Genomic DNA, 22,320 nt, shown 5'->3' on the forward strand with positions numbered 1-22,320 from the left:
CACCGAGATGACCACAGGCTTCCCCATCAACGCCCAAAACATCCTGCCCGATGACGCAAGTAATGCCGTCCTGATCGGGCGCATCTGGGACCCGCGCGTTTCCGGACCGACACCGGTGCTTCTTGATGGTGAAACGCTGCGCGATATCAGCAGTGTCGCACCGACCGTCAGCGAAATCCTTGAACTTGATGACGTTCTGGCAAAGCTTTCAAATCCGGCAAGCTTCCCGACTGTCGCCACACTCAGTGATATTCTTGACCAGTCCCGTCCGGGGGCCGATGAAAACACCCCGCATCTTCTGTCCCCCAATGATCTGCAGGCGATCAAGGCAAGCGGCGTGACCTTTGTTGCAAGCCTTCTTGAACGCGTGATCGAGGAACAGGCGCGCGGTGATTCAAGCAAAGCCGATCAGATCCGCACCGAGATCACCGGCATTATCGGTGATGACCTCTCACAGATCGAACCGGGTTCGCAAAAGGCCGCCGATATCAAGACCGTGCTGCTCGAAAAAGGCGCGTGGTCGCAATATCTTGAAGTCGGCATCGGTCCGGATGCGGAAATCTTTACCAAGGCGCCGGTCATGTCGGCTGTCGGGCATGGCGCGCATGTCGGCCTGCACCCGATTTCAACCTGGAACAACCCGGAACCGGAAGTGGTTCTGACCGTAACATCAAAGGGCAAGATCGTTGGTGCGACACTTGGCAATGACGTCAACCTGCGTGATGTCGAAGGGCGTTCCGCCCTGTTGCTGGGCAAGGCAAAGGACAATAACGCATCCTGCGCCATTGGCCCGTTCATCCGCCTGTTTGACGGCAAGTTTACGCTGGAAACCGTCAAATCGGCAGATATCGCCATGGCCGTCGATGGACCCGAGGGATATCACCTCGATGCGGTCAGCTCCATGAGCCAGATCAGCCGCACACCCGAAAGCCTTGTTTCACAGGCGATCGGCAAACATCACCAATATCCGGACGGCATTATGCTGTTTCTGGGAACGATGTTTGCCCCGACCGATGACCGGGGTGGTGCCGGCAAGGGCTTTACCCATGAAATGGGCGACCTTGTCAGCATCTCGACACCAAGCCTTGGCAAACTGGTTAATCAGGTCGACCGATCAGATGCCATTAAACCCTGGACGTTCGGGATCAGCGCGTTGATGAACAACCTTGCGCGTCGCGGATTGCTCTGAGCGCTGGCACATATAAATTGCCCGAACGGGCATGTTAACAAGGATACTGATCAACCACATGATGCGCCGTACAGAAAGCGAAACACCGCGCCAGCCCTCCCAGACGGCGATCTTGCGCTATTTGCGCATGCATGGCCCTGCTGCGCGCATTGATATCGGTACGGCAACCGGACTAAGCCCTGCGACTGTCACGTCGCTAACCGCCGACTTGATGGCGCAGGGTTTGGTAAAGGAAAGCGAAGGCAGCAACAATAACGGCACCGCAAACGGCAACAGCAATGGGAACGGCACCACGCGTGGCCGTCCCAAGGTATTGCTGGATCTGGTGCCGAATGCGGCCTGCGTCATCGGGGTCAAAATCACCATCAATCTGATCGAAATTGCGCTGGGCAATTTCAAGGGTGAAATTGAACGCAGCATAGAACACTGCATCAATACCCGCGATCTTGGCGCGGACGAGTTGACCAGAACCCTGATTGCGTTGATTGACCGGTTTCTCGAACGCAATCGCGATTTCTGCATCCATCCGCCCGCGGGCATCAGCATCGCCATTCAAGGGGTGACTGATAGCAACAGCGGCGAGATCATCTGGTCGCCCGCCTTGCGTCATCGCCATATTCCCTTGGTCAAATCACTCAGCGAGCGATATGGCAGCGCTGTTCAGATGTCGAACGATGCAAACTGCATCGCAACGGCGATCTCGCAAAACACCAACCTGCATAATGACGGCGACTTTGCCGTGATCATGCTGGGCTACGGGATCGGTATGGGACTGGTTTTGAATGGTAAGGTCTATAACGGTGATTTCGGCACTGCTGCGGAGTTTGGTCACACCAAATACCAACCCGATGGGCCGCTGTGCAACTGCGGTCGACGTGGGTGTCTTGAAGCCTATATCGGGGACTATGCCATTCTGCGTGATGCACGCGGTGTGATTGACCTGCCCGATACCAACAACCTGCACCCCAGCGAAGACCAGATGATGGATCTGGTGGCCCGTGCCCGCCGCGGCGATACCGGTCTTGCCGAACTTTTCCGCCATGCCGGCAAGGTATTGGGATATGGCATTGCCAACCTGATTGCCCTGCTGGGCCCCAAACAGATTTTCATTACCGGATCGGGTGCCCGGGCATTCGACATGATGGAACCGGAACTCAGGCGCGGTCTGGACGAGGCACAGGTGCCGGAACTCAGCCGAAATCCAACCATCACCTATCTTCCGTGGGACAAGGATCTGGCCCTTCAAGGGGCGATTGGTCAAAGCCTGCTCAGGCATGACGAAAACATGTTTCAGGCCACCGCAACGGTCCGGGACTAACAAATCCGCGACTAACAAAAAAGCCGCCCATTTTGGGCGGCTTTTTCTTTTCAGCAAAGCTGTCGCGAAGAGATATCGCTTAGACGATGTCTTTCGGCAGAACATCGGTCGGGATGTTCTGATAGCAAACCGGACGCAGGAAGCGACGGATCGCCATGGTCCCGACAGAGGTTGCCCCGAAGTTGGTCGATGCCGGATATGGTCCGCCATGCACCATGGTGTCGGATACTTCCACACCGGTCGGGAAGCCGTTGGCCAGAACGCGGCCAGCCTTATGTTCAAGGATCGGCAGAAGCGAACGGGCATCCGCCGCATCGCCTGCATCAAGATGCAGCGTGCAGGTCAGCTGACCTTCAAGCGATTTGGCAATCTTGCGCATTTCGGCAACGTCCTTGACGCGAACGACAAGGCCGAGCGGACCAAAGACTTCTTCGCCAAGTTCATGGTTGGCAAGCCAGTTTTCACCGGTGGTCTCAAACAGATACGGCGTCGCATTGCGCAGATCACAAGACGTGGTCAGAACTTCTTTGACACCCGAAGTCGCAGCCACACGCTTGGCACCGGCGCGATAGGTTTCTGCCATGCCATCGGTCAGCATGGTTTGCGGACCGACACCCGAAAGGCCTTCCTTGGCGGCGGCAACGAATGCATCCGCATCCGGACCTTCGATCACAACCGCGATCCCCGGATTGGTGCAGAACTGGCCGGCACCCATGGTCAGCGATCCTGCCCAGCCTTTGCCGATTTCCGCACCGCGTGCCTTGACAGCAGCCGGCAGCAGGAACATCGGGTTGACAGAACCAAGTTCGCCAAAGAACGGGATCGGTTCCGGACGGGCAGCACACAGATCATAAAGCGCACGGCCACCGCCAAGCGATCCGGTAAAGCCAACCGCCTTGATCAGCGGATGCTGTACCAGGCTTTGGCCAACGTCACGTTTGCCACCCTGGATCAGGCTGAATACACCCGGGTGAACACCACACTTCTTGATCGCGGCATCAATCGCCTGGGCAACGATTTCACCGGTACCAGGATGGGCCGAGTGGCCCTTGACCACGACCGGGCAACCAGCTGCCAGTGCCGATGCGGTATCACCACCCGCGACCGAGAAGGCCAGCGGGAAGTTGGACGCACCAAATACCGCAACCGGACCGATCGGACGCTGCATCAAGCGCAGGTCAGGACGCGGCAGCGGTGCACGATCCGGAAGAGCTTCGTCATAACGACGGTCCAGATATTCGCCATCAAGGATGTGGCTGGCAAACAAGCGAAGCTGACCGACGGTACGGCCGCGTTCACCCTGAAGGCGTGCTTCGGGCAGGCCGGTTTCCTGGGTACCGATTTCGGTGATTTCATCGCCACGCGCGTCGATTTCATCGGCAATGGTGTTGATGAATTTCGCGCGCTCTTCGCGGGTTGAATAGCCGTAAGTCCAAAAGGCTTCTTCGGCGGCCTTTGCGGCCTGATCAACCAGTGCGGGCGTGCCGACCGGGAAGGTGTTGGCCGGGCCGTGGGCCGGCTCGGACTGGAAGGTCGTCTCGCCAGCGACCCATTCACCGGCAATCAGATGTTTTCCTGTCAGGGTATAAGACATTTCAATCGATCCTCTGGAATGCGTGGATAGGGGTAAATTGATTACATGAAGGTCAACGTAACCGCGATTTTACTGACTTGCCAGCCATTCCTCATACTTTTTCTGATTCTCTTCTTTGGTGCAGGGATAAAGTCCGATAATTGACGCCCCATTGGCCACTTGTTCGATCACAAAGGCCTCGTAACTTTCCATGCCTGCACAGGCATCAGCGATCTCGTCTGCCAGATGTGCGGGGATCACCATGACCCCGTCCGTATCGCCAACAAGAACATCACCCGGGAAGACGGCAACATCGCCGCACGCGATCGGAACGTTGATATCAAGCGCTTCGTGCTTGGTCAGGTTGGTCGGCGCTGACGGACCGGCACAATAGGCTGGCATGTCAAGCTCACCGATCCCCTCGGCATCGCGGAAACCGGCATCTGAGACGATCCCGGCACCACCGCGTACAGCCAAACGGGTGACAAGGATCGACCCGGCCGATGCCGCAGACGCATCCTTGCGACCATCCATCACCAGAACATGGCCCGGCGGGCAGGTTTCAATCGCAACACGTTGCGGATGGTCTTCGTTGCGGAACACCTCGATCGGGTTGCGGTCTTCGCGTGCAGGGATATAGCGCAGCGTAAAGGCCTGCCCGACCATGTTCTTCTTTTTCGGCGCCACCGGTCGGACACCCTGAATGAACTGGTTGCGCAGGCCCCGCTTGTAAAGCTGGGTGGCAACAGACGCCGTCGAGGTGCGCATCAGCTTTTCGCGCGTGGCATCAGACAATACATATTCCGTCATGGTCGGTGTCCTTAGAAAATGTCAGGTTCGCCGGCAGTTTTGCCGAAATCGGTTTCAAGAAAGTCAAAATCGCAGCCCTGATCGGCCTGGGTCACATGGCGCGAGAACATGTAGCCATACCCACGTTCGAAACGCGGTTCCGGCGGTGTCAGGGCCTTGCGCCGCGCTTCAAGCTCTTCTTCGGGGACAAGCATATCAAGCGAGCGATTTGGCAGATCAAGGCGGACCGTATCACCATTTTTCAGAAGGGCGAGTGGCCCGCCGATATAGCTTTCCGGGCTGACATGCAGAACACACGCGCCGTAAGAGGTGCCCGACATGCGGGCATCGGAAATCCGCAGCATGTCACGATGGCCCTGTTTGATCAGCGCCTTGGGGATTGGCAGCATGCCCCATTCCGGGAAGCCGGGGCCGCCTTGCGGACCGGCATTGCGCAGAACCATCACATGATCCGGCGTGATATCAAGGTTCTCGTCATCAACGGCCTTTTTCATTTCCGGATAGCTGTCAAACACCAGTGCCGGACCTTCATGCACATGGTATTTCGGATCGCATGCAGCCGGCTTGATCACCGCACCGTTCGGGCACAGATTGCCCTTAAGCACGGCAAGCGAGCCTTCCTTGTAGACCGGATTATCAAGCGGGCGTATGACATCGTCATTATAGACCACCGCGCCTTCAAGGTTTTCACCAAGGGTCTTGCCGGTCACCGTCATGCAACTGGTATCCAGACGATCTTCCATCTGTTTCATCAGGGCGCGCAAGCCCCCGGCATAGAAGAAGTCCTCCATCAGGTAATCCTTGCCCGATGGCCGGACATTGGCAATCAGCGGCGTGGTGCGGCCAAGCTCATCCAGATCTTCAAGCTTAAGCCCCACACCGGCACGTTTGGCCATTGCGATCAGATGCACCACGGCATTAGTAGAACAACCGGTTGCCATGGCAACGATGGCCGCATTTCGGCAGGATGCATCGGTGATGATCTGATCGGGTGTCAGGTCTTCCCAGACCATCTCAACAATCCGGCGTCCGCAATCGGCCGACATGCGTTGATGGCCGCTATCGACCGCCGGGATCGAAGAGGCACCGGGAAGCGTCAGCCCCATTGAGTCGGCAATCGCCGTCATGGTCGATGCGGTTCCCATGGTCATACAGGTCCCGGCCGAACGGGCAATCCCGCCCTGAATACCCAGCCATTCTTCGTCGCTGATGTTACCCGCGCGGCGTTCATCCCAATATTTCCAGGCATCAGAGCCCGACCCAAGGATTTTACCGGCGTAGTTACCACGCAACATCGGCCCGGCAGGCAGATAGATCATCGGCACACCGGCCGAAATCGCACCCATCACCAGACCAGGTGTGGTCTTGTCACAGCCGCCCATCAAGACCACACCATCCAGCGGGTGGGACCGGATCATTTCCTCGGTCTCCATGGCAAGCAGGTTGCGGTAAAGCATCGAGGTCGGCTTGGTAAAGCTTTCATCAACTGAGAGCGACGGCAGTTCGACGGCAAAGCCACCAGCCTGCGCAACACCGCGTTTCACATCAACAACACGTTCGCGGAAATGCGAATGACAGGTATTGAGTTCCGACCAGGTATTCAGGACACCGATGATTGGCTTGTCACGAAAATCGTCTTCGGAATAGCCAAGCTGCATCATCCGTGATCGATGGCCAAATGTCCGCAGATCGTCGGGGGCGAACCAGCGTGCCGATCTCAGGTCCTGAGGCTGTTTCTTACTCATTGTCTTATCCTCGGAATGTAAAACGCGACCATGCTTGCAACGGGCGGTACTCAGAAATGCGGTCTCCGGTCTTGGACACAAACGCCGTGGCCTGAGGATTTCCGCCGCCGCTGACAGGCACAGAAAGATATTCACTTTTGTCTGTTTGATATAGTAATATATTAGTGCATGTCGGGCAAGACGCCTGTATACAAATTGTGTGACCAGAAATGAATTGCGGGAACATCATGGTCGAAAACCTGTTGAAAGACGCACCGATCGCCAAAAAGCGCCTGCCCAAACTCAAACGTGGCTCGGCAAGTACGCAGCTCCATGATTCTTTGCGCAAGCGCATCATCGATCTGGAACTTGCGCCGGGCCAATACCTGTCGCGGGCCGAAATCGCCGAAGAATACGGGGTCAGCCAGACGCCAGTACGTGATGCGTTGCTTAAGCTTGAAGAAGAAGGCCTTGTTGATACCTTCCCGCAATCCAAGACCGAGGTTTCGCGCATTGATGTCGAGCAAGCCCTGGAAACCCAGTTCCTGCGTCTGTCGGTCGAGCTGGAGGTCACCCGCCGTCTCGCCAATGCCAAAGACCCTGCCCTGACTGTCAAAGCGCACTCCATCCTTGCTCAGCAAAATGCGGTCAGTGCCGCAAACGATCTAGATACCTTTGGCAAGCTTGATCGCGATTTCCATTACGCGCTCTATGAGGCTGCCGGTGTTGCCCAACTCTATGGCGTGGTTGAAGCCAGGTCGGGTCACATTGACCGCCTTCGCAAGCTCAACCTGCCCGACCCAGGAAAATCGGCATCCATCCTTGATTGTCATGCGCGCATTCTGGCTGCGATTGACAAGGGCGACGCCGACACCGCCTGCGAGGTCGTTCGCGAACATCTGATGGGGACCCTTGCCACCGTCGATGCCATCCGCGAACGCCATCCGTCCTTCTTCTAGGACGGCACAGTTACCCCCAGGCGACCTAACCGATCAGGCCGTTTCCTTTCATAAAGCTTGAAAGCTTTTCCTGCTGGGCCTCAGTCAGCGGCCAGGCTGATGGCGGGCGTGTAGCCCCGCAATTGTCACCCAGTAATTTGAGCGCTGCCTTCACACCGGTCACGTTGGTGCCATTCATTTCCTCGGCCCGGACTTCTTCAAAGGCCTTCATTTCGGCAATCAACTGGCGGGCCTTGGCATAGTCGCTGGCCTCAAGGGCGCCGTGAATGGCCATGGAGCGTTCCGGCCAGACATTGATCAGGCCAGATGTAAATCCACGTGCGCCAACAGCATAAAATGCCGGCGCCCATGTTTCAGCAAGGCCACCCACCCAGACGATATCCGGATCACAGGCATGGATTGCCTCGGCCAGCTTCATCGGGTTTGGCGTTGCCCATTTCACGCCAGCAACACCTTCGACCGCACACAGTTCCGTAATGGCCTTGGTACCAATGGCGTCGTTACGCAGATACAGCATCATCGGCAAACCACCGGACGCATCGGCAATCCGTTTGATGTAGTCAACAACTCCGCGCGGTGCGACAAACGGATCTGGCGGCTGATGGATCATCAATGCCTCCGCCCCGGCCTCTGCCGATGCCTTGGCAAGTGCACAGGCATCACGCAGACCGCGACCAATCCCGGCCAGCATCGGGGCACGACCATCCAGCATTTCAGCGACCGACTTCGCCATCGTGATCGCCTCGTCGGTGGTCAGGGCATAAAATTCGCCGGTATTGCCATTCACAACCGGAAAATGAACCCCCGCTGCCAGCGCACGATCAATCACCGGCACGAGCTTCTTGGGCGCGACATCGCCATTGTCGTCATAGGGCGTGACAAGAATGCCCGAAATCCCCGACAAAACGGCGCGCAATTCAGTTTTTGAAAGTGCCATGGTTTCTTTATCCCCGTGCCGTGGCCCGCGTGCCGCAGATCAAATATCCGGCTGACTGGCGAGACCACCTTGTAATATTTAATTACATCTTGAATAACAAGTATACAGGGATATGGCAATTCCAATTATGCGTTCAAGACGCCGGAAAGCGTGGTTCAGGCAGACGTGTACTATTACACCTGTGTTGCAAACAGGTGATCATCAGAAAGTTACAAGTTGGGAAAAGCTGTTTACAGGTCAGGCAAAGCGGCGAAACAGACCATACCGTTCGCGACAGATCATGGTCAAACCGGCCTTGCGCGCAAGGTTCACCGCCGTCAATGTCGGGCCCGAAAGGGTTACAAGCCCGCCCACTCCGAATTGCACGGTCTTGGTGACAATTTCATAGGAACAGCGGCTGGTCATCAGAATGAACCCGCCGGTCGGATCAATCCCCTGTCGGGCCACCGCACCAAGCACCTTATCAAGCGCGTTGTGGCGTCCGATATCTTCGCGGACCAGAACGATGTTACCGCTACCATCGACAAAGGCGCTGGCATGTAGCAACCCACCGCCTTCGCGATTGCGGGTCTGATATTCCGGAAGTGCGTCAATCGCACGCAAGACGATATCCTGCGTCATGTTGGATGGTGTGACCGTCCCGATCTTGTCCATGGCGACGGCTTCAAGCGATTGCACACCACACAAGCCACAACCTGATCGACCTTCGAGTGTCCGTTGACGATCGGCAAGACGATCAAAGACATCTTCATGCAGGTCAGCCTCGATCACATATCCCTGCAGGGTCTTGCGCACGTCACGGAGCGTGATCTGGGAAACGTCATCGGCAATGCCTTCGGACAGAGCAAAGCCGACCATGAAATCTTCAAGATCATGCGGCGACACCATCATCACCGCATAGGAATGCCCATTGAACGTCAAAGCAGCCGGGACTTCCGGCTGCAACATGATCGGTGCGTCATCATTGACATCATCGCCCGAGACGGCACGCGCGAGATCGACGTCGCGCCCGTCCAGAATGCGATTTTCCGATGGCTTAGCCATCATGCGGTTTCCTTGACCTTCCGGATTTTCGGCGCGGCCTTGATCACCAAAGGATGGAAGTCGGCCTTGCCTTCGGCGATCATATCAAACAGCTGCTTGCGCATGCGCGGTTCCCAGAAATCGCTGATATGGTTGGCAACACCATCAACGCCCTCGCCCTCGGGCTGGGATTTGAAGAAGGTTGCGATCTGATTGGCCATATAGACAAGTTTGTCGGGTGCCATTGCGGTTCACTCTTTGACTGTAAACTTTGTATTCAAGCAGGAGAGCCAGACATCATGCCAAGGGAGTATAGCACAATGTCTGGCGCGTTATCCTATTCGGCGGCATCAACACGCGGTTTGATCCGGCGTGACTGTTCGGCCTGACGATCATATTCGACCTGCCATTCGGTCGGGCCATTGGAGGACGAAACCTGAACCGCAGTAACCTTGTATTCCGGGCAGTTTGTCGCCCAGTCGGTATAGTCGGTGGTGATCACGTTGGCCTGTGTGCCCGGATGGTGGAAGGTTGTGTAAACCACACCCGGTGCGACACGGTCGGTAATGGTGGCACGAAGGGATGTTTCGCCCGACCGGGATGCCAGACGGATCCAGTCGCCTTCACGAATGCCACGCTGTTCGGCATCGTGCGGATGGATTTCCAGCAAGTCTTCTTTGTGCCAGGTCGTGTTTTCCGTACGCCTGGTCTGTGCACCGACATTATACTGACTGAGAATTCGTCCCGTCGTCAGCAGAAGCGGGAAGCGCGGACCGGTACGTTCATCGGTTGCGACGTATTCGGTGACAACAAACTTGCCCTTGCCACGAACAAAGCCATCGATATGCATGACCGGGGTCCCTTCGGGCGCCTTGTCATTACACGGCCACTGAACCGAGCCCTTTTCTTCCAGCAGGTCATAGCTGACTTTGGCAAAGCTTGGTGTGGTCTTGGCAATTTCGTCCATAACCTGCGACGGATGGGTGTAGTTCCAGTCAAGACCCATCGCACGGGCCAGGTTCTGGGTGACTTCCCAATCGGCAAAGCCGTTCAGCGGTGTCATCACCTTGCGCACGCGGTTAATACGGCGTTCGGCGTTGGTGAAGGTTCCGTCCTTTTCAAGGAAGGTGGAGCCTGGCAGGAACACATGCGCGTAGTTCGCGGTTTCATTGAGGAACAGGTCATGGACGACCACACATTCCATTGCCGCCAGACCGGCTGCCACATGTTTGGTATCCGGATCTGACTGAAGGATATCTTCGCCCTGAATATAGATGCCCTTGAACGTGCCTTCGACAGCCGCATCGAGCATGTTGGGGATACGAAGGCCCGGTTCGTCATCAAGTTTCACACCCCAGATATCTTCGAAAATATCGCGGGTGGCACTGTCCTGAATATGGCGATAGCCCGGCAGTTCGTGCGGGAACGATCCCATATCGCACGATCCCTGCACGTTGTTCTGGCCACGCAGCGGGTTCACCCCCACACCCGGGCGACCGATATTGCCGGTCGCCATGGCAAGGTTGGCAATCGCCATCACAGTGGTTGAACCCTGGCTGTGTTCGGTGACACCCAGACCGTAATAGATCGCACCATTGCCGCCGGTGGCAAAGGTGCGTGCGGCCTTGCGCATCGTTTCCGCGTCAACACCGATCATGTCGGCGATGGCTTCGGGGCTGTGTTTCGGATCGGAAACAAAGGCTGCCCAATCCTGGAATTCATCCCAGTCGCACCGTTCACGCACGAACGCTTCGTCAAACAGGCCTTCGGTTACGATGACATGGGCAAGCGATGTCAAAACCGCAACGTTGGTCCCCGGACGCAGCGGGATATGGGCGACGGCCTCGATATGCGGCGAACGGACAAGATCAATCCGGCGCGGATCGATCACGATCAGTTTCGCGCCCTGACGCAGGCGCTTTTTCAGGCGCGAGGCAAATACAGGATGGCCATCAGTCGGGTTGGCCCCGATCAGGATGACAACATCGGTATGCTCGACAGAATCAAAATCCTGCGTCCCGGCCGAGGTCCCAAACGTGGTTTTAAGGCCATAACCCGTCGGCGAGTGGCAAACACGTGCGCAGGTATCGACGTTGTTATTGCCAAACCCGGCACGGATCAGTTTTTGAACAAGGAAGGTTTCCTCGTTCGTGCAACGAGACGAGGTAATCCCGCCCAGCGCACCCTTGCCATATTTGGCCTGAATGCCCTTGAACTTGTCGGCGGTAAAGCGAAGCGCTTCTTCCCAGCTGACTTCCTGCCAGGGTTCATCAACGCTTTCGCGGATCATCGGGTTGAGGATGCGGTCCTTGTGATTGGCATAGCCATAGGCAAACCGGCCCTTCACACAGGAATGACCGCGGTTGGCCTTGCCATCCTTATAGGGGACCATGCGGACAAGTTCTTCGCCGCGCATTTCCGCCTTGAACGAGCAGCCCACCCCGCAATAAGCACAGGTGGTGACGACTGAGTGTTCCGGCTGGCCGATTTCAATGACCGATTTTTCCTGAAGCGTTGCGGTCGGGCAGGCCTGAACGCAGGCACCGCACGATACGCATTCGGAATCGAGGAAGTTTTCATGCATGCCCGGCGAGACGCGGGATTCAAAGCCACGACCTTCGATGGTCAGCGCAAAGGTGCCCTGCACTTCTTCGCAGGCCCGCACACAGCGCGAACAGACAATGCATTTCGACGGGTCATAGGTGAAATACGGGTTAGTTTCATCCTTGGCCATATAGCGCGGGTTTTCTTCACCGTTCTGGCGAACCTGAACGTGGTTTTCACCCTCATAGCCATACCGCACGTCGCGCAGGCCAACCGCACCTGCCATGTCTTGCAATTCGCAATCGCCATTGGCGGCACAGGTCAGGCAATCGAGCGGATGGTCAGAGATATAAAGCTCCATCACGCCTTTGCGGATTTTCTTAAGCCGTTCGGTCTGGGTATGAACCACCATGCCGTCTGCCGCAGGCGTCGTGCAGGATGCCGGGGTGCCGTTGCGGCCTTCGACCTCAACCAGACACAGGCGGCACGACCCGAACGCATCAACCATGTCGGTTGCGCAGAGTTTCGGGACCTGAATGCCTGCCTCCATCGAGGCCCGCATGACAGAGGTGCCTTCGGGCACGGTAATGTCCTTGCCATCAATGGTCAGGGTTACCGTCTTTTCGGACTTCTTGGCGGGGGTTCCGTAGTCAACTTCTTTGATCAAGGACATCGTTTCACTCCGCAGCTACATCAAGCGCGCGTGGCTTGAAGTCATCAGGGAAATGGGTCAGTGCGCTGAGAACCGGGTACGGGGTAAAGCCGCCCAGTGCGCACAGTGATCCGAACTTCATGGTCTCACACAGATCACGCAGCAGTTCGATCTGCAATTCAGGCTGTTCACCACGTTCAAGCTTGTCGACGACTTCGGTGCCACGGATTGAACCGATGCGGCATGGTGTACATTTGCCGCATGATTCAATTGCACAGAATTCCATGGCAAAGCGGGCCTGCTTCATCATGTCGACCGTGTCATCAAACACGACAACACCGGCATGGCCTATCAGGCCGTCACGCTTGGCGAATTCTTCGTAGTCAAACGGCGTGTCAAACAGTTCCTTGGGGAAATAAGCGCCCAACGGACCACCGACCTGAACTGCCTTGACCGGACGCCCCGTGGCTGTCCCACCGCCGATCTGTTCAACGATCTCACCAAGGGTCAGACCAAAGCCAACTTCATAAAGCCCGCCATGTTTGACGTTTCCGGCAATCTGGATCGGTATGGTGCCGCGTGACCGGCCCATGCCGTAATCGCGATAATATTCCGCACCCTTTTCCAGAATGACCGGCACAGAGCACAGCGAAATCACGTTATTGACGACAGTCGGTCGACCAAGGAAGCCTTCAAGGGCGGGCAATGGTGGCTTGGCACGGACAACACCGCGCTTGCCTTCCATGCTGTTGAGAAGCGATGTTTCTTCGCCACAGACGTAGGCGCCAGCACCCATGCGGACTTCCATATCAAAAGCCTTGCCGGATCCAAGGATGTTATCGCCCAGAACACCGGCGGCACGGGCGACCTTGATCGCCTCGTTCATGACGTCAATCGCAGTCGGATATTCTGAACGGGTATAGACATAGCCCTTGGTCGCGCCAGTTGCGAGACCGGCAATGATCATGCCTTCTATCAGAACGAACGGTTCGCCTTCCATGATCATGCGATCGGCAAAGGTGCCGCTGTCGCCTTCATCGGCGTTACAGACAATGTATTTCTGATCGCCTTTGGCTTCGCGGACGGTGTTCCATTTGATGCCCGTCGGGAAACCGGCACCACCACGTCCCCGCAGGCCACTGTCGGTAACGGCCTTGACGATTTCTTCATCCGTCATTTTCAGCGCATTTTCAAGCCCGGTCAGGCCTTCATTGGCGCGGTAATCTTCAAGCGATACCGGATCAATGACACCGCAACGCTGGAAGGTCAGACGTGACTGGCTTTTGAGGAACGGGATATCCTGCGTGCGCCCCCGGAAAAGCTTGTGATCGCCGCCGGTAAGGAAGTCGGCCTCAAACAATGCGTCAATATCGTCGGTGCTAACCGGGCCATAGGCAACGCGCCCGCGCGGCGTTTCGACCTCGACCATCGGTTCCAGCCAATACATGCCAAACGATCCGTTGCGCACGACTTTGATGTCGGCACCGGTTTGCGATGCCTTGGCGGCAATGGCGGCTGCAACGTCATCAGCACCAAGTGCGACAGAACCGGAATCAAGCGGAACATAAACCTTGATGCTCATGAGCCCACCTTTTCAAGAATGCGATCCGCACTGACACGACCCACAACCTTGCCATCAATCATGGCAGCCGGGGCACAGGCACACAGGCCAAGGCAGAAGACAGGTTCCAGCGTGATCTTGTGATCAGCCGTGGTTTGCGACCAGTCAACTTTCAGATGGCGGCGAATTTGATCGCCAAGGGCATCGGCCCCCATCGCTTGACAGGCTTCGGCCCGACAGATCTTGATGACATGCTTGCCGGCCTTTTCTTCGCGGAAGTCATGATAGAAGCTTGCCACCCCGTGGACTTCTGCCCGGCTGAGGTTCAGCTTCTTTGCAATTGTCTGAAGCGCGCCATCGGGGATATAGCCAAATTCTTCCTGCACTTCGTGCAGAATTGGCAATAACGGTCCTTCCAAAGTGATCAGTTGATCACAAATGGCAGCGACGCGGACATTCTGGTCCTCGGTCGTTTCCGACATGCAAGCCTCTCTCTCAAGCATGTTATCAAATTCTTGTTTATTATGAACATTGTCGGGCATTGTCCCGACCTGTTCAATAAAGCCATCCCGTTACGCGATAGCGAAAACCTATCAAGCGGTTTGAAGCTCCGAAATCCGGGCGGCTTCTTTCAAAAGTGCTGAAACCACAGGGGTCGCAGGTTCGCGTTTTGCCGCGATCAAGCCAACCGTGTGGGTGGCATCCGGTTCAATAATCGGGATCGATTTTACCCGATCACGCATGCCAAAACTTTCGACCATTTTTTCAGGCATGATGCTGGCCCAGTTGCCGGTCTGAACGTGGGTAAACAGCGCAATCATCGAATCACTTTCAAGCGTCGCGCTAACCTTTGCCCCAGCGGCATCAAGATGCTGATCAATAATGCGGCGGTTCTGCATATCCGGTGTCAGAAGACACAACGGCAATTTGGCAGCTTCGCGCCAAGTGATCGTTTCCTTCCCGGCCAGATCATCGATGTTTGAGGTCACCAACTGATAACGTTCGCGATAGAGCGGTATGGACGTGACCCGCCCCAAGGGTTCATTATCAAGATAGGTAATCCCGGCATCGATACGAAGATCATCAAACAATGCCTGAATTTCGGCCGAGGTTCGCGACAGGATGGCAAAGCTGACATCGGGATGCTTTTCGCGAAATGGCGTGGTCAATTCATGCACCATCGCAAGGGCGGTCGGGATAACAGCAATTTGCACCTGTCCGGTCAAACCGAACCGCATGGCGCGCATTTCATCACGCATGGATCGGGTGCTGCCCACAATATGGCGCGCCCATTCCAGAACCCGTTCGCCTTCTGGCGTCAGGCCCTGATAACGCGATCCGCGTTTGACCAGCACGACGCCAAGATGATCTTCAAGCTGGCGAAGGGCGCTTGAAAGGGTTGGCTGCGTCACGCCGCATTCTTCGGCAGCATGTCCAAAATGCTGCTCGCGGGCGAGAACCATAAACATTTCGAGTTTATCAATCATGGCGTATCCGGCATCGCAAGGCGGATGCTTTTTATGGCGGTGATCGCGATCCTGTTTTCGGGTCGCGTTATTGTTGACTGAACACTCTACGTCGCAGGGAAGAGTTCTGGTTGCAGGATAACCGATTACCCCTTCGGGCATAAAGGTTATTCCTGCAACAGAACGCAGATCCGGGCCGGATGAACAGAGCCCGGATCTGCCCCTGACGCTTTGGCATGATGTCCCACTCATGCCCGGTTTTGCCGGAAAGTGGAACCGGCAAAACGGGCGCTGGACATCCGTATGTTGGCCAGCACCCTTGGTCAGGTTAGGCCTTGGACGGGGCCTCGCTTCCGCCAGCTTGCTGCGTTTCCATGTGATGCTTCTCATGGATCGGGCTGACCAGCTTGTTGGCGACCAATGCAATCGCAAGCAAAGCCGCCATGGCATACATGGTGGTGTTATAGAGGCTTGAGGTCGGATCGACCGTGCCTGCCGGTGCGATTTCCATCAGACGCCCGATGGTCACCGTTTTGGCCGCGACCAGTTGATCAAGCTGGGCAATACCGGCACCGAACTTTTCCTGGAAGGCGGCCGGATCGACCTTTGAGGCCAGATCCTTGATCGAACTGGTGACCGAGGCCTGACGCAACTGGGTGATGGCAAGCGGACCAAGAACACCGGCCGTGCTCCATGCAGTCAGAAGACGACCATGGATGCCACCGACATATTTGGTGCCAAAGATGTCGGCAAGATAGGCCGGAATGGTTGCAAAGCCACCGCCATACATCGTGAAGATGATCATGGTTGCGCCGTAGAACATGACAAGCCATGTCACAGCCGGGTTGATGCTGACCTGTTCTGCGGCAAACGGGATCGACAGATAGAGAACAATGCCCAGAATGAAGAAGCAGTAATAGGTGTTCTTGCGCCCGATATAATCAGACATCGACGCCCAGAAGAACCGACCGCACATGTTAAAGACCGAAATCATGAACACATAGGTCGCCGCAAAGGCGGAGTTCACGATAAACGGCAAGGTCGTGCCAAAGATTTCCGTCATCATGGTCTTGGCAACGCCAATCACCCCGATGCCCGCCGTGACGTTAAAGCACAGCACAATCCACAGCAGATAGAATTGCGGGGTTTTAAGTGCCTGATCAATGTGAACATTCGCGTGCGTGATCATGCGTTTGGACGCAGTATCCGCAGTCGGCGGTGTCCAACCGGCCGGAAGCCAGCCTTCGCGTGGCACACGATACGAAAACGACGCGATGATCATGACGATGAAATAGGCAACGCCCAAGGTAAAGAAGGTCGCAGCCGCCCCGGTATTACCGGTTCCGGCAACATAAACACCCTCTTCGATCGGCACCGGTGCCGCGGCAACCTGTGCGGCACCGGCAACCACGACTTCGACCATCTGGCCGCCAACTTCGGCCATGCGTTTGCCACCCTCGGTGACGAGGTTTACGGCACTTTCCGGGCCAAGATATTCCGGCACCTTGTAGAACGCGGACAGCAGGCCTTCCTTGATCGGGGTTGCGATCATTGCACCGCCGCCAAAGCCCATGATCGCCATGCCGGTCGCCATACCACGACGGTCCGGGAACCAGCGAATAAGCGTTGATACCGGCGATACATAGCCAAGACCAAGACCACAGCCGCCAAGCGCGCCATAGCCGAGATACACCAGCCAAAGCTGATGGGTCATGATGCCAAGGCCACCGATGATGAAACCACCACCCCAGCAAAAGGCGGCAACGACACCAACCATGCGCGGGCCGACTTCTTCAAGCCATTTGCCGCCAAATGCTGCGGCAAGGCCAAGAAAGACAATGGCAACAGAGAAAATCCAGACAACGGATTGCAGGCCCCAGTCGCCGGAGCTTGCGCTGACCACGCCAAATTCCTTGATCAGTGGCGGGTTGAAGATGCTCCAGGCATAGACGGAACCAATACACAAATGAATTGCAATGGATGCTGGTGGCACTTTCCAGCGATTGAAATCGTCACCAGCGACGATGTGTTCTTTTTTGAGCTTGTCAAACATAGCGATGTTCCTCCCGGTCTTTGGATTTTCCTTGCCCTTCCCCGTCGCACAATTGGTCATGGTGCAGGGCAAACACGGTTAAATCCGGAACTCTCAACATCGCAATCGCCATGCCATTGCATAACAAGCGCCGTTTTCTGTCAGTCTTCCAAACTGAAATGGACTGTTGCAGCGCACACGCATGGACAAAATGTCCATATATTTTTTCGCGCATAACGTGCAAATGGACAAAATGTCCACTCGCAACCGCAGCAATTTCAATGCGATGCCCCACAACGCGCGTTCCGGGTTTGGACAGGATTGTGGGGGATTGAAAAATCATCCTGCGATAACCCTTTTCATTGCGCGTAACGCTTTAGTAAGACAGGGCGATGAGCCTGTTACCATCCGCTTACCCGCGAAGGACGCATATGAGCGACATCATCACAGACAGATTGATCATCAGACCCTTTGTTGAAGCTGATGCCGCAGAACTGTTCGACTACATTTCGAACCCGCGCGTAAACTGCTTTATCGATGACAAGGTCACAACGCTGGAACAAGCGAAGGACAAGGCCCGGAAACGTGCAAAAGACAAAACTTGTCTTGCGGTATGCCTGAAAGAGACAGGAACCTTGATTGGTGAACTGTTGCTTCATCAAGATGGTGCCGAACAACCCGATACCTATTCTGTGGGGTGGAACTTCAATGAAAAGGTTGAAGGTAAGGGATATGCCAGTGAAAGCGCACAAGCCTTGTTTGACCATCTGTTTACACAGCGCGGCGCAAGAAGGCTTTATGCCTATGTCGAGGACAACAATTTCAAATCGCAGAAGCTGTGCGAAAAACTTGGCATGCGCAAAGAGGCTTGCTTTGAGGAGTTCATTTCGTTTGTTAACAACCCCGACGGCACACCGAAATACGAAAACACTTTTGTGTATGCCATTCTGAAAAAGGAATGGCTGCGCGCTGACATGTCAAAAAGCCCAATAAACTAATCGGCCTTGACGCCAGCCTGCCCCTAGTCCGCCTCCGGCAGCCAGATCATGAATGCGGTGCCCTTTCCGGGCTTGCTTTCCACGTCAAGCCCGCCCCCCTGTCGATCAACCAGGGTCTTGGTAATCGACAGACCAAGCCCCGTCCCTTCGCGCTGTTTCGTGGTATAGAACGGATCAAAGATGCGGTTCAGCACCTCGGCATCCATACCCGATCCGGTGTCGCGCACCGTGATCAGAATGCCCGGCACGCCATCGCGGTCTTGATCAATATCGGTCAGGGTCAACGTCCCGCGCTCAGACATGGCATGCAGGGCATTGACCATCAGATTGACCAGAACCTGTTGCAATTCGGTCCGGTTCATCAGAATCAGGCGTGTTGAATGATGTTCGCGCACGACTTCGATATCAGCGCGGCTGAGCAAATGGGCGACCAGTGGTATGCAATCGTCAATCACTTCGGCAACGCTATGGCGTTCGACAAAGCCTGCATATTCCTCAGGCTTGGCGAATTGCAGGAGTTTGGTCACGATCAGGTTGATGCGATTGACCTGTTCATCAATCAAACGGAACTCGGTATCGCCAAGTTTGGCATGCTCGCCCAACAGATCGCGCAAGACATCAAGATTCCCCTGAAGTACCGCAACGGGATTGTTGATTTCATGGGCCACACCTGCCGTGATTTCACCAATCGCCGCAAGCTTTTCGGACATGATCAACTGCTTGGTGGTGGCTTCAAGGGCGCGGTTGGCTTCTTGCAATTCGCTGGTGCGGGCATCGACCCGTGCATTAAGCTGGTCATTCCAGGCGCGCAGACGTTTATCGCGTTCCTGAACCTGATCAAGCAGATCATCCAGATGATCGGCCACAAGTGTGATTTCATCCTGTACCTGATCAATATTGGTGCGGGCAGACAAATCGCCACTTTCCACGCGCCGGATGGTACGGGTCATGCGTTCCAGTGGTTTGAAAATCCCCCGCGCCCAACGCAGGAAGATCGGTACCGACAGGGCGGTAACAAACAGGAAAGCCCCGATCAGAATCAACAGGCTTTCATATTTGGTCTGGGCAAACGGTGCTTCGAGGAACCCGACATAAAGCATGCCGACGCGTTTGCCATAGCTGTCCTTGATCGGCTCGTAGGCCGAGATGTACCAGTCATTAACGACAAAGGCCCGATCAAGCCAAACCTTGCCATCTTCCAGCACGGTTTTGCGCACCACACTTGAGACCCGCGTACCCAGTGCACGACGATCCGCAAACAAGCGGACATTGGTGCTCACACGCACATCATCAAGGAAAAGCGTCGCGGTGCCCTGACTGCCCTCGGGCAGACTGCTTTGCCGATAGACAAGATCGTTGATCGTATCGATGAAACCCAAATTCTGATTGAGCAAAATACCGCCCACCAGTGCAGCGTTTTCGCCTGTCGGAAGCTCGACATGACTTGCCGAATGGACAACCATACCCCGCGTTTCCGCATCGCGTGTTGTTGGCACCGCATTGGGCGTTTCAATCAGATCAAGCCGTGCCCGTTCCGCCAATTCAGGTGAAATGGCTTTCAGATCAGCACCACTGAAAATATCGATGCTGGTTGAAGACTGCCCGTCATATGCACTGTCTATGACCGGCCAGCCCCCTTGGCCCACGTTTTCGCCAGCCCCAGCGGGGAGCAGATAGAGGAAATCAAGGCCGAGTGCGCGTTGCCGTTCCGCAAGCAGGCGGTCAAATTCAGCTTCATTTCCGTCACGTAACACATCGCGAAAGGCAACTGATTGCCCAAGAGCCTCGATTTGTTCACCGGTATTTTCAAGAATATGGGTAAAATACTGATGGGCAATTGTCAGATCGCCACTGACCTTGGAAGTCAGAAGAGCGTCGAACTTGGTGTTCCAACGCACCATCATCACGCCCAATAACAAAGGCAGGATCACAAGCGTTGGCAAAAGCGCAATCGCCAGCAATTTGAAACGAACAGAACGTGTTCTTTTGGCGGGAGCCGTGGCCGTGCTCCGCGAGGACGCCTCGGTCATTCCTGTTCCCAGCTTGCGCATTTGCGATCAATCGTCTTGCGCGACACACCTAATCGTCGGGCGGCCTCATTGCGATTGCCATTCGTCTTGTGCAGCATCGCCAGAATGTGACGGCGCTCCATCTCGTCCAGGGTTTCATCGCCATCCGCCTGTGAACCCTGATCGGCACGTTCATCGCGGAACTCGTCCGGGAACTTGCCAAGGATCAGGGTCCGTTCAATCAGATTGCGCAATTCGCGCACATTGCCGGGCCACTCATAACGCGTCAGACCAGCCCGCACCGCGGCATCCATGGACACTTCACGCACGCCAAGCTGCTTGGACAGTTTGGTCATGAAAAGCTCTGCCAGCTCAAGGACATCATCGCCGCGCGCCGCAAGCGGGGGCATTTCTATATGCATGACATTGATGCGGTAAAACAGATCGGCCCGGAACCGACCGGCTTCGACTTCGGCCTCAAGATCGGCATTGGTCGCAAAGATAAAGCGCAGATCAACCGGGGCTTCGCGTTCTGATCCCACCGGGCGCACACGGCGACTTTCGATGGCACGCAAAAGCTTGCTCTGGGTGGCCAGCGACAATTCACCGACTTCATCAAGAAACAGGGTGCCACCCTGCGCATGCATGAACAGTCCATCACGCGCCGACTGGGCACCAGTAAAGGCGCCTTTGACGTGGCCGAACAATTCAGCCTCAATCATTTCGGACGGAATGGCGGCACAGTTAATTGGGACGAACGGCTTTTCGGCGCGATCCGACAGCGCATGCAACGAACGTGCAGTGACTTCCTTGCCTGTCCCACTTTCACCAGAAATCAGAATGGAGGTCGGCAGTGGTGCCACACGGGCAATCTTTTCGCGGATTTCCTGAATTTGCGGCGAATAGCCAATCAGCTTGTCACGCAACAGAACGTGATCTGATGTCGCACGCAATTCATGGCGCAGCACGTGGTTTTCACGCCGCAACCGCATGCGATCCAGACACCGCGCCACCGCGTTTAAAATCTGGTTGGATCGAAATGGTTTCAGGACAAAGTCAACCGCACCGGCACGCAGCGCTTTGATCGCGGTATCCAGATCGGCATAGGCTGTCATCAGGATGGCGTCCGAAAAAAAGCCGATCTCGCGCTGTTCGGTCAGCCACTCCACCCCGCTTTTTCCGGGCATGATGTTATCAAGGATCACGACATCAAAATGGTGCTGATCAAGAAGGGCTGTGGCTTCTTCGCAGTCGGCGGCCTCTTCGACCTGCTTGGCCCGAGGACCAAGGGTACGGACAAGGAAATTGCGCATGCCCGGCTCGTCATCAACAATCAGAATGGATGCCTTTTCAAGCCATGGGCCAAATTCCGGGCCGGGCCCGTTATCACCTGCGTCATTGCCAACAGGCGGCGCTGCCCCATCGGACGCGCCCAGAACGGTCGATCTCATGATGTCCCTCCGATGAAACATGCTTTTTGTTTTTTTAAAAGCTTAGTTCAGCGGAAGGAGAAAAGCAAAACCGT

At 55.8% G+C, this 22,320-nt stretch carries 18 protein-coding genes; 4 read left to right on the top strand and 14 right to left on the bottom strand.

Going from position 1 to position 22,320, the window contains the following annotated elements; translation table 11 throughout:
- The first annotated feature begins 7 nt into the window (after positions 1-7).
- Positions 8-1,189 carry a fumarylacetoacetate hydrolase family protein gene (locus FHI25_RS19330; RefSeq protein WP_210520571.1) on the top strand — a complete coding sequence of 394 codons (1,182 nt, stop codon included), beginning with the start codon at positions 8-10 and terminating at the stop codon, positions 1,187-1,189.
- Between the two features lie 58 nt (positions 1,190-1,247).
- Complete coding sequence (locus FHI25_RS19335; RefSeq protein WP_210520573.1) at positions 1,248-2,507, top strand: ROK family transcriptional regulator; 1,260 nt, start codon at positions 1,248-1,250, stop codon at positions 2,505-2,507.
- 79 nt (positions 2,508-2,586) lie between these two features.
- Here the strand turns inward: FHI25_RS19335 and FHI25_RS19340 are convergent, their stop codons facing one another.
- From FHI25_RS19340 to araD, 3 genes are all read right to left on the bottom strand, one after another.
- Positions 2,587-4,101 (bottom strand): aldehyde dehydrogenase (NADP(+)), encoded by a 1,515-nt coding sequence (locus FHI25_RS19340; protein WP_210520575.1) that lies wholly within the window; start codon positions 4,099-4,101, stop codon positions 2,587-2,589.
- A gap of 69 nt (positions 4,102-4,170) precedes the next feature.
- Positions 4,171-4,890, bottom strand: a complete 720-nt coding sequence (locus FHI25_RS19345; RefSeq protein WP_008892000.1) for a ribonuclease activity regulator RraA — start codon at positions 4,888-4,890, stop codon at positions 4,171-4,173.
- Between the two features lie 11 nt (positions 4,891-4,901).
- On the bottom strand, positions 4,902-6,635 hold the full coding sequence (gene araD / locus FHI25_RS19350; protein WP_008891999.1) for an L-arabinonate dehydratase: 1,734 nt from the start codon (positions 6,633-6,635) through the stop codon (positions 4,902-4,904).
- 227 nt (positions 6,636-6,862) lie between these two features.
- Here araD and FHI25_RS19355 point away from each other — a divergent pair, with 227 nt between their 5' ends.
- Positions 6,863-7,573, top strand: a complete 711-nt coding sequence (locus tag FHI25_RS19355) for a GntR family transcriptional regulator (RefSeq protein ID WP_008891998.1) — start codon at positions 6,863-6,865, stop codon at positions 7,571-7,573.
- A 25-nt stretch (positions 7,574-7,598) separates the two neighbouring features.
- On the opposite strand, the gene FHI25_RS19360 is transcribed toward FHI25_RS19355, so the two are convergent.
- The 9 genes from FHI25_RS19360 to FHI25_RS19400 form a co-directional block, all read right to left on the bottom strand.
- Entirely contained in the window at positions 7,599-8,510 is a 912-nt protein-coding gene (locus tag FHI25_RS19360; protein WP_210520576.1) for a dihydrodipicolinate synthase family protein, read from the bottom strand.
- A gap of 237 nt (positions 8,511-8,747) precedes the next feature.
- Positions 8,748-9,554, bottom strand: coding sequence for a formate dehydrogenase accessory sulfurtransferase FdhD (fdhD, locus tag FHI25_RS19365; protein ID WP_210520578.1), 807 nt, complete (start codon positions 9,552-9,554; stop codon positions 8,748-8,750).
- Positions 9,554-9,778, bottom strand: coding sequence for a formate dehydrogenase subunit delta (locus tag FHI25_RS19370; protein ID WP_063090392.1), 225 nt, complete (start codon positions 9,776-9,778; stop codon positions 9,554-9,556). The genes fdhD and FHI25_RS19370 overlap by 1 nt, the downstream gene beginning before the upstream one ends.
- Positions 9,779-9,870: 92 nt before the next feature.
- The gene (gene fdhF / locus FHI25_RS19375) at positions 9,871-12,750 is read right to left on the bottom strand and encodes a formate dehydrogenase subunit alpha (RefSeq protein WP_210520580.1); all 2,880 of its coding nucleotides are present in this window, start codon (positions 12,748-12,750) and stop codon (positions 9,871-9,873) included.
- Positions 12,751-12,754: 4 nt separating this feature from the next.
- Positions 12,755-14,311, bottom strand: coding sequence for an NADH-quinone oxidoreductase subunit NuoF (locus FHI25_RS19380; RefSeq protein WP_210520582.1), 1,557 nt, complete (start codon positions 14,309-14,311; stop codon positions 12,755-12,757).
- Complete coding sequence (locus FHI25_RS19385) at positions 14,308-14,772, bottom strand: formate dehydrogenase subunit gamma (RefSeq protein WP_210520584.1); 465 nt, start codon at positions 14,770-14,772, stop codon at positions 14,308-14,310. The genes FHI25_RS19380 and FHI25_RS19385 overlap by 4 nt, the downstream gene beginning before the upstream one ends.
- A 111-nt stretch (positions 14,773-14,883) precedes the next feature.
- Complete coding sequence (locus tag FHI25_RS19390) at positions 14,884-15,777, bottom strand: LysR family transcriptional regulator (protein WP_210520585.1); 894 nt, start codon at positions 15,775-15,777, stop codon at positions 14,884-14,886.
- A 307-nt stretch (positions 15,778-16,084) separates the two neighbouring features.
- Complete coding sequence (locus FHI25_RS19395) at positions 16,085-17,809, bottom strand: OFA family MFS transporter (RefSeq protein ID WP_210520587.1); 1,725 nt, start codon at positions 17,807-17,809, stop codon at positions 16,085-16,087.
- Positions 17,802-18,131, bottom strand: coding sequence for a hypothetical protein (locus FHI25_RS19400; protein ID WP_210520589.1), 330 nt, complete (start codon positions 18,129-18,131; stop codon positions 17,802-17,804). The genes FHI25_RS19395 and FHI25_RS19400 overlap by 8 nt, the downstream gene beginning before the upstream one ends.
- 49 nt (positions 18,132-18,180) lie before the next feature.
- Here FHI25_RS19400 and FHI25_RS19405 point away from each other — a divergent pair, with 49 nt between their 5' ends.
- On the top strand, positions 18,181-18,786 hold the full coding sequence (locus FHI25_RS19405) for a GNAT family protein (protein WP_349238037.1): 606 nt from the start codon (positions 18,181-18,183) through the stop codon (positions 18,784-18,786).
- A 23-nt stretch (positions 18,787-18,809) separates the two neighbouring features.
- Here FHI25_RS19405 and FHI25_RS19410 read toward each other — a convergent pair whose 3' ends face one another.
- Positions 18,810-20,816 carry a HAMP domain-containing sensor histidine kinase gene (locus FHI25_RS19410; RefSeq protein ID WP_210520591.1) on the bottom strand — a complete coding sequence of 669 codons (2,007 nt, stop codon included), beginning with the start codon at positions 20,814-20,816 and terminating at the stop codon, positions 18,810-18,812.
- Positions 20,813-22,246, bottom strand: coding sequence for a sigma-54 dependent transcriptional regulator (locus tag FHI25_RS19415; RefSeq protein WP_210520592.1), 1,434 nt, complete (start codon positions 22,244-22,246; stop codon positions 20,813-20,815). The genes FHI25_RS19410 and FHI25_RS19415 overlap by 4 nt, the downstream gene beginning before the upstream one ends.
- Between the last annotated feature and the right edge of the window lie 74 nt (positions 22,247-22,320).

The organism is Thalassospira sp. ER-Se-21-Dark (genome assembly GCF_017922435.1).
In the GTDB taxonomy this organism is placed as follows: Bacteria; Pseudomonadota; Alphaproteobacteria; order Rhodospirillales; family Thalassospiraceae; genus Thalassospira.

Bases quoted from the DNA above. Each gene is read 5' to 3' on its own strand.
- FHI25_RS19390 (WP_210520585.1), bottom strand. From the start codon at position 15,777: ATGATTGATAAACTCGAAATGTTTATGGTTCTCGCCCGCGAGCAGCAT.
- FHI25_RS19370 (WP_063090392.1), bottom strand. From the start codon at position 9,778: ATGGCACCCGACAAACTTGTCTATATGGCCAATCAGATCGCAACCTTC.
- FHI25_RS19385 (WP_210520584.1), bottom strand. From the start codon at position 14,772: ATGTCGGAAACGACCGAGGACCAGAATGTCCGCGTCGCTGCCATTTGT.
- FHI25_RS19345 (WP_008892000.1), bottom strand. From the start codon at position 4,890: ATGACGGAATATGTATTGTCTGATGCCACGCGCGAAAAGCTGATGCGC.
- fdhF (WP_210520580.1), bottom strand. From the start codon at position 12,750: ATGTCCTTGATCAAAGAAGTTGACTACGGAACCCCCGCCAAGAAGTCC.
- FHI25_RS19400 (WP_210520589.1), bottom strand. From the start codon at position 18,131: ATGATTTTTCAATCCCCCACAATCCTGTCCAAACCCGGAACGCGCGTT.
- FHI25_RS19410 (WP_210520591.1), bottom strand. From the start codon at position 20,816: ATGACCGAGGCGTCCTCGCGGAGCACGGCCACGGCTCCCGCCAAAAGA.
- fdhD (WP_210520578.1), bottom strand. From the start codon at position 9,554: ATGGCTAAGCCATCGGAAAATCGCATTCTGGACGGGCGCGACGTCGAT.
- araD (WP_008891999.1), bottom strand. From the start codon at position 6,635: ATGAGTAAGAAACAGCCTCAGGACCTGAGATCGGCACGCTGGTTCGCC.
- FHI25_RS19335 (WP_210520573.1), top strand. From the start codon at position 1,248: ATGATGCGCCGTACAGAAAGCGAAACACCGCGCCAGCCCTCCCAGACG.
- FHI25_RS19405 (WP_349238037.1), top strand. From the start codon at position 18,181: ATGAGCCTGTTACCATCCGCTTACCCGCGAAGGACGCATATGAGCGAC.
- FHI25_RS19340 (WP_210520575.1), bottom strand. From the start codon at position 4,101: ATGTCTTATACCCTGACAGGAAAACATCTGATTGCCGGTGAATGGGTC.
- FHI25_RS19395 (WP_210520587.1), bottom strand. From the start codon at position 17,809: ATGTTTGACAAGCTCAAAAAAGAACACATCGTCGCTGGTGACGATTTC.
- FHI25_RS19355 (WP_008891998.1), top strand. From the start codon at position 6,863: ATGGTCGAAAACCTGTTGAAAGACGCACCGATCGCCAAAAAGCGCCTG.
- FHI25_RS19415 (WP_210520592.1), bottom strand. From the start codon at position 22,246: ATGAGATCGACCGTTCTGGGCGCGTCCGATGGGGCAGCGCCGCCTGTT.
- FHI25_RS19360 (WP_210520576.1), bottom strand. From the start codon at position 8,510: ATGGCACTTTCAAAAACTGAATTGCGCGCCGTTTTGTCGGGGATTTCG.
- FHI25_RS19330 (WP_210520571.1), top strand. From the start codon at position 8: ATGACCACAGGCTTCCCCATCAACGCCCAAAACATCCTGCCCGATGAC.
- FHI25_RS19380 (WP_210520582.1), bottom strand. From the start codon at position 14,311: ATGAGCATCAAGGTTTATGTTCCGCTTGATTCCGGTTCTGTCGCACTT.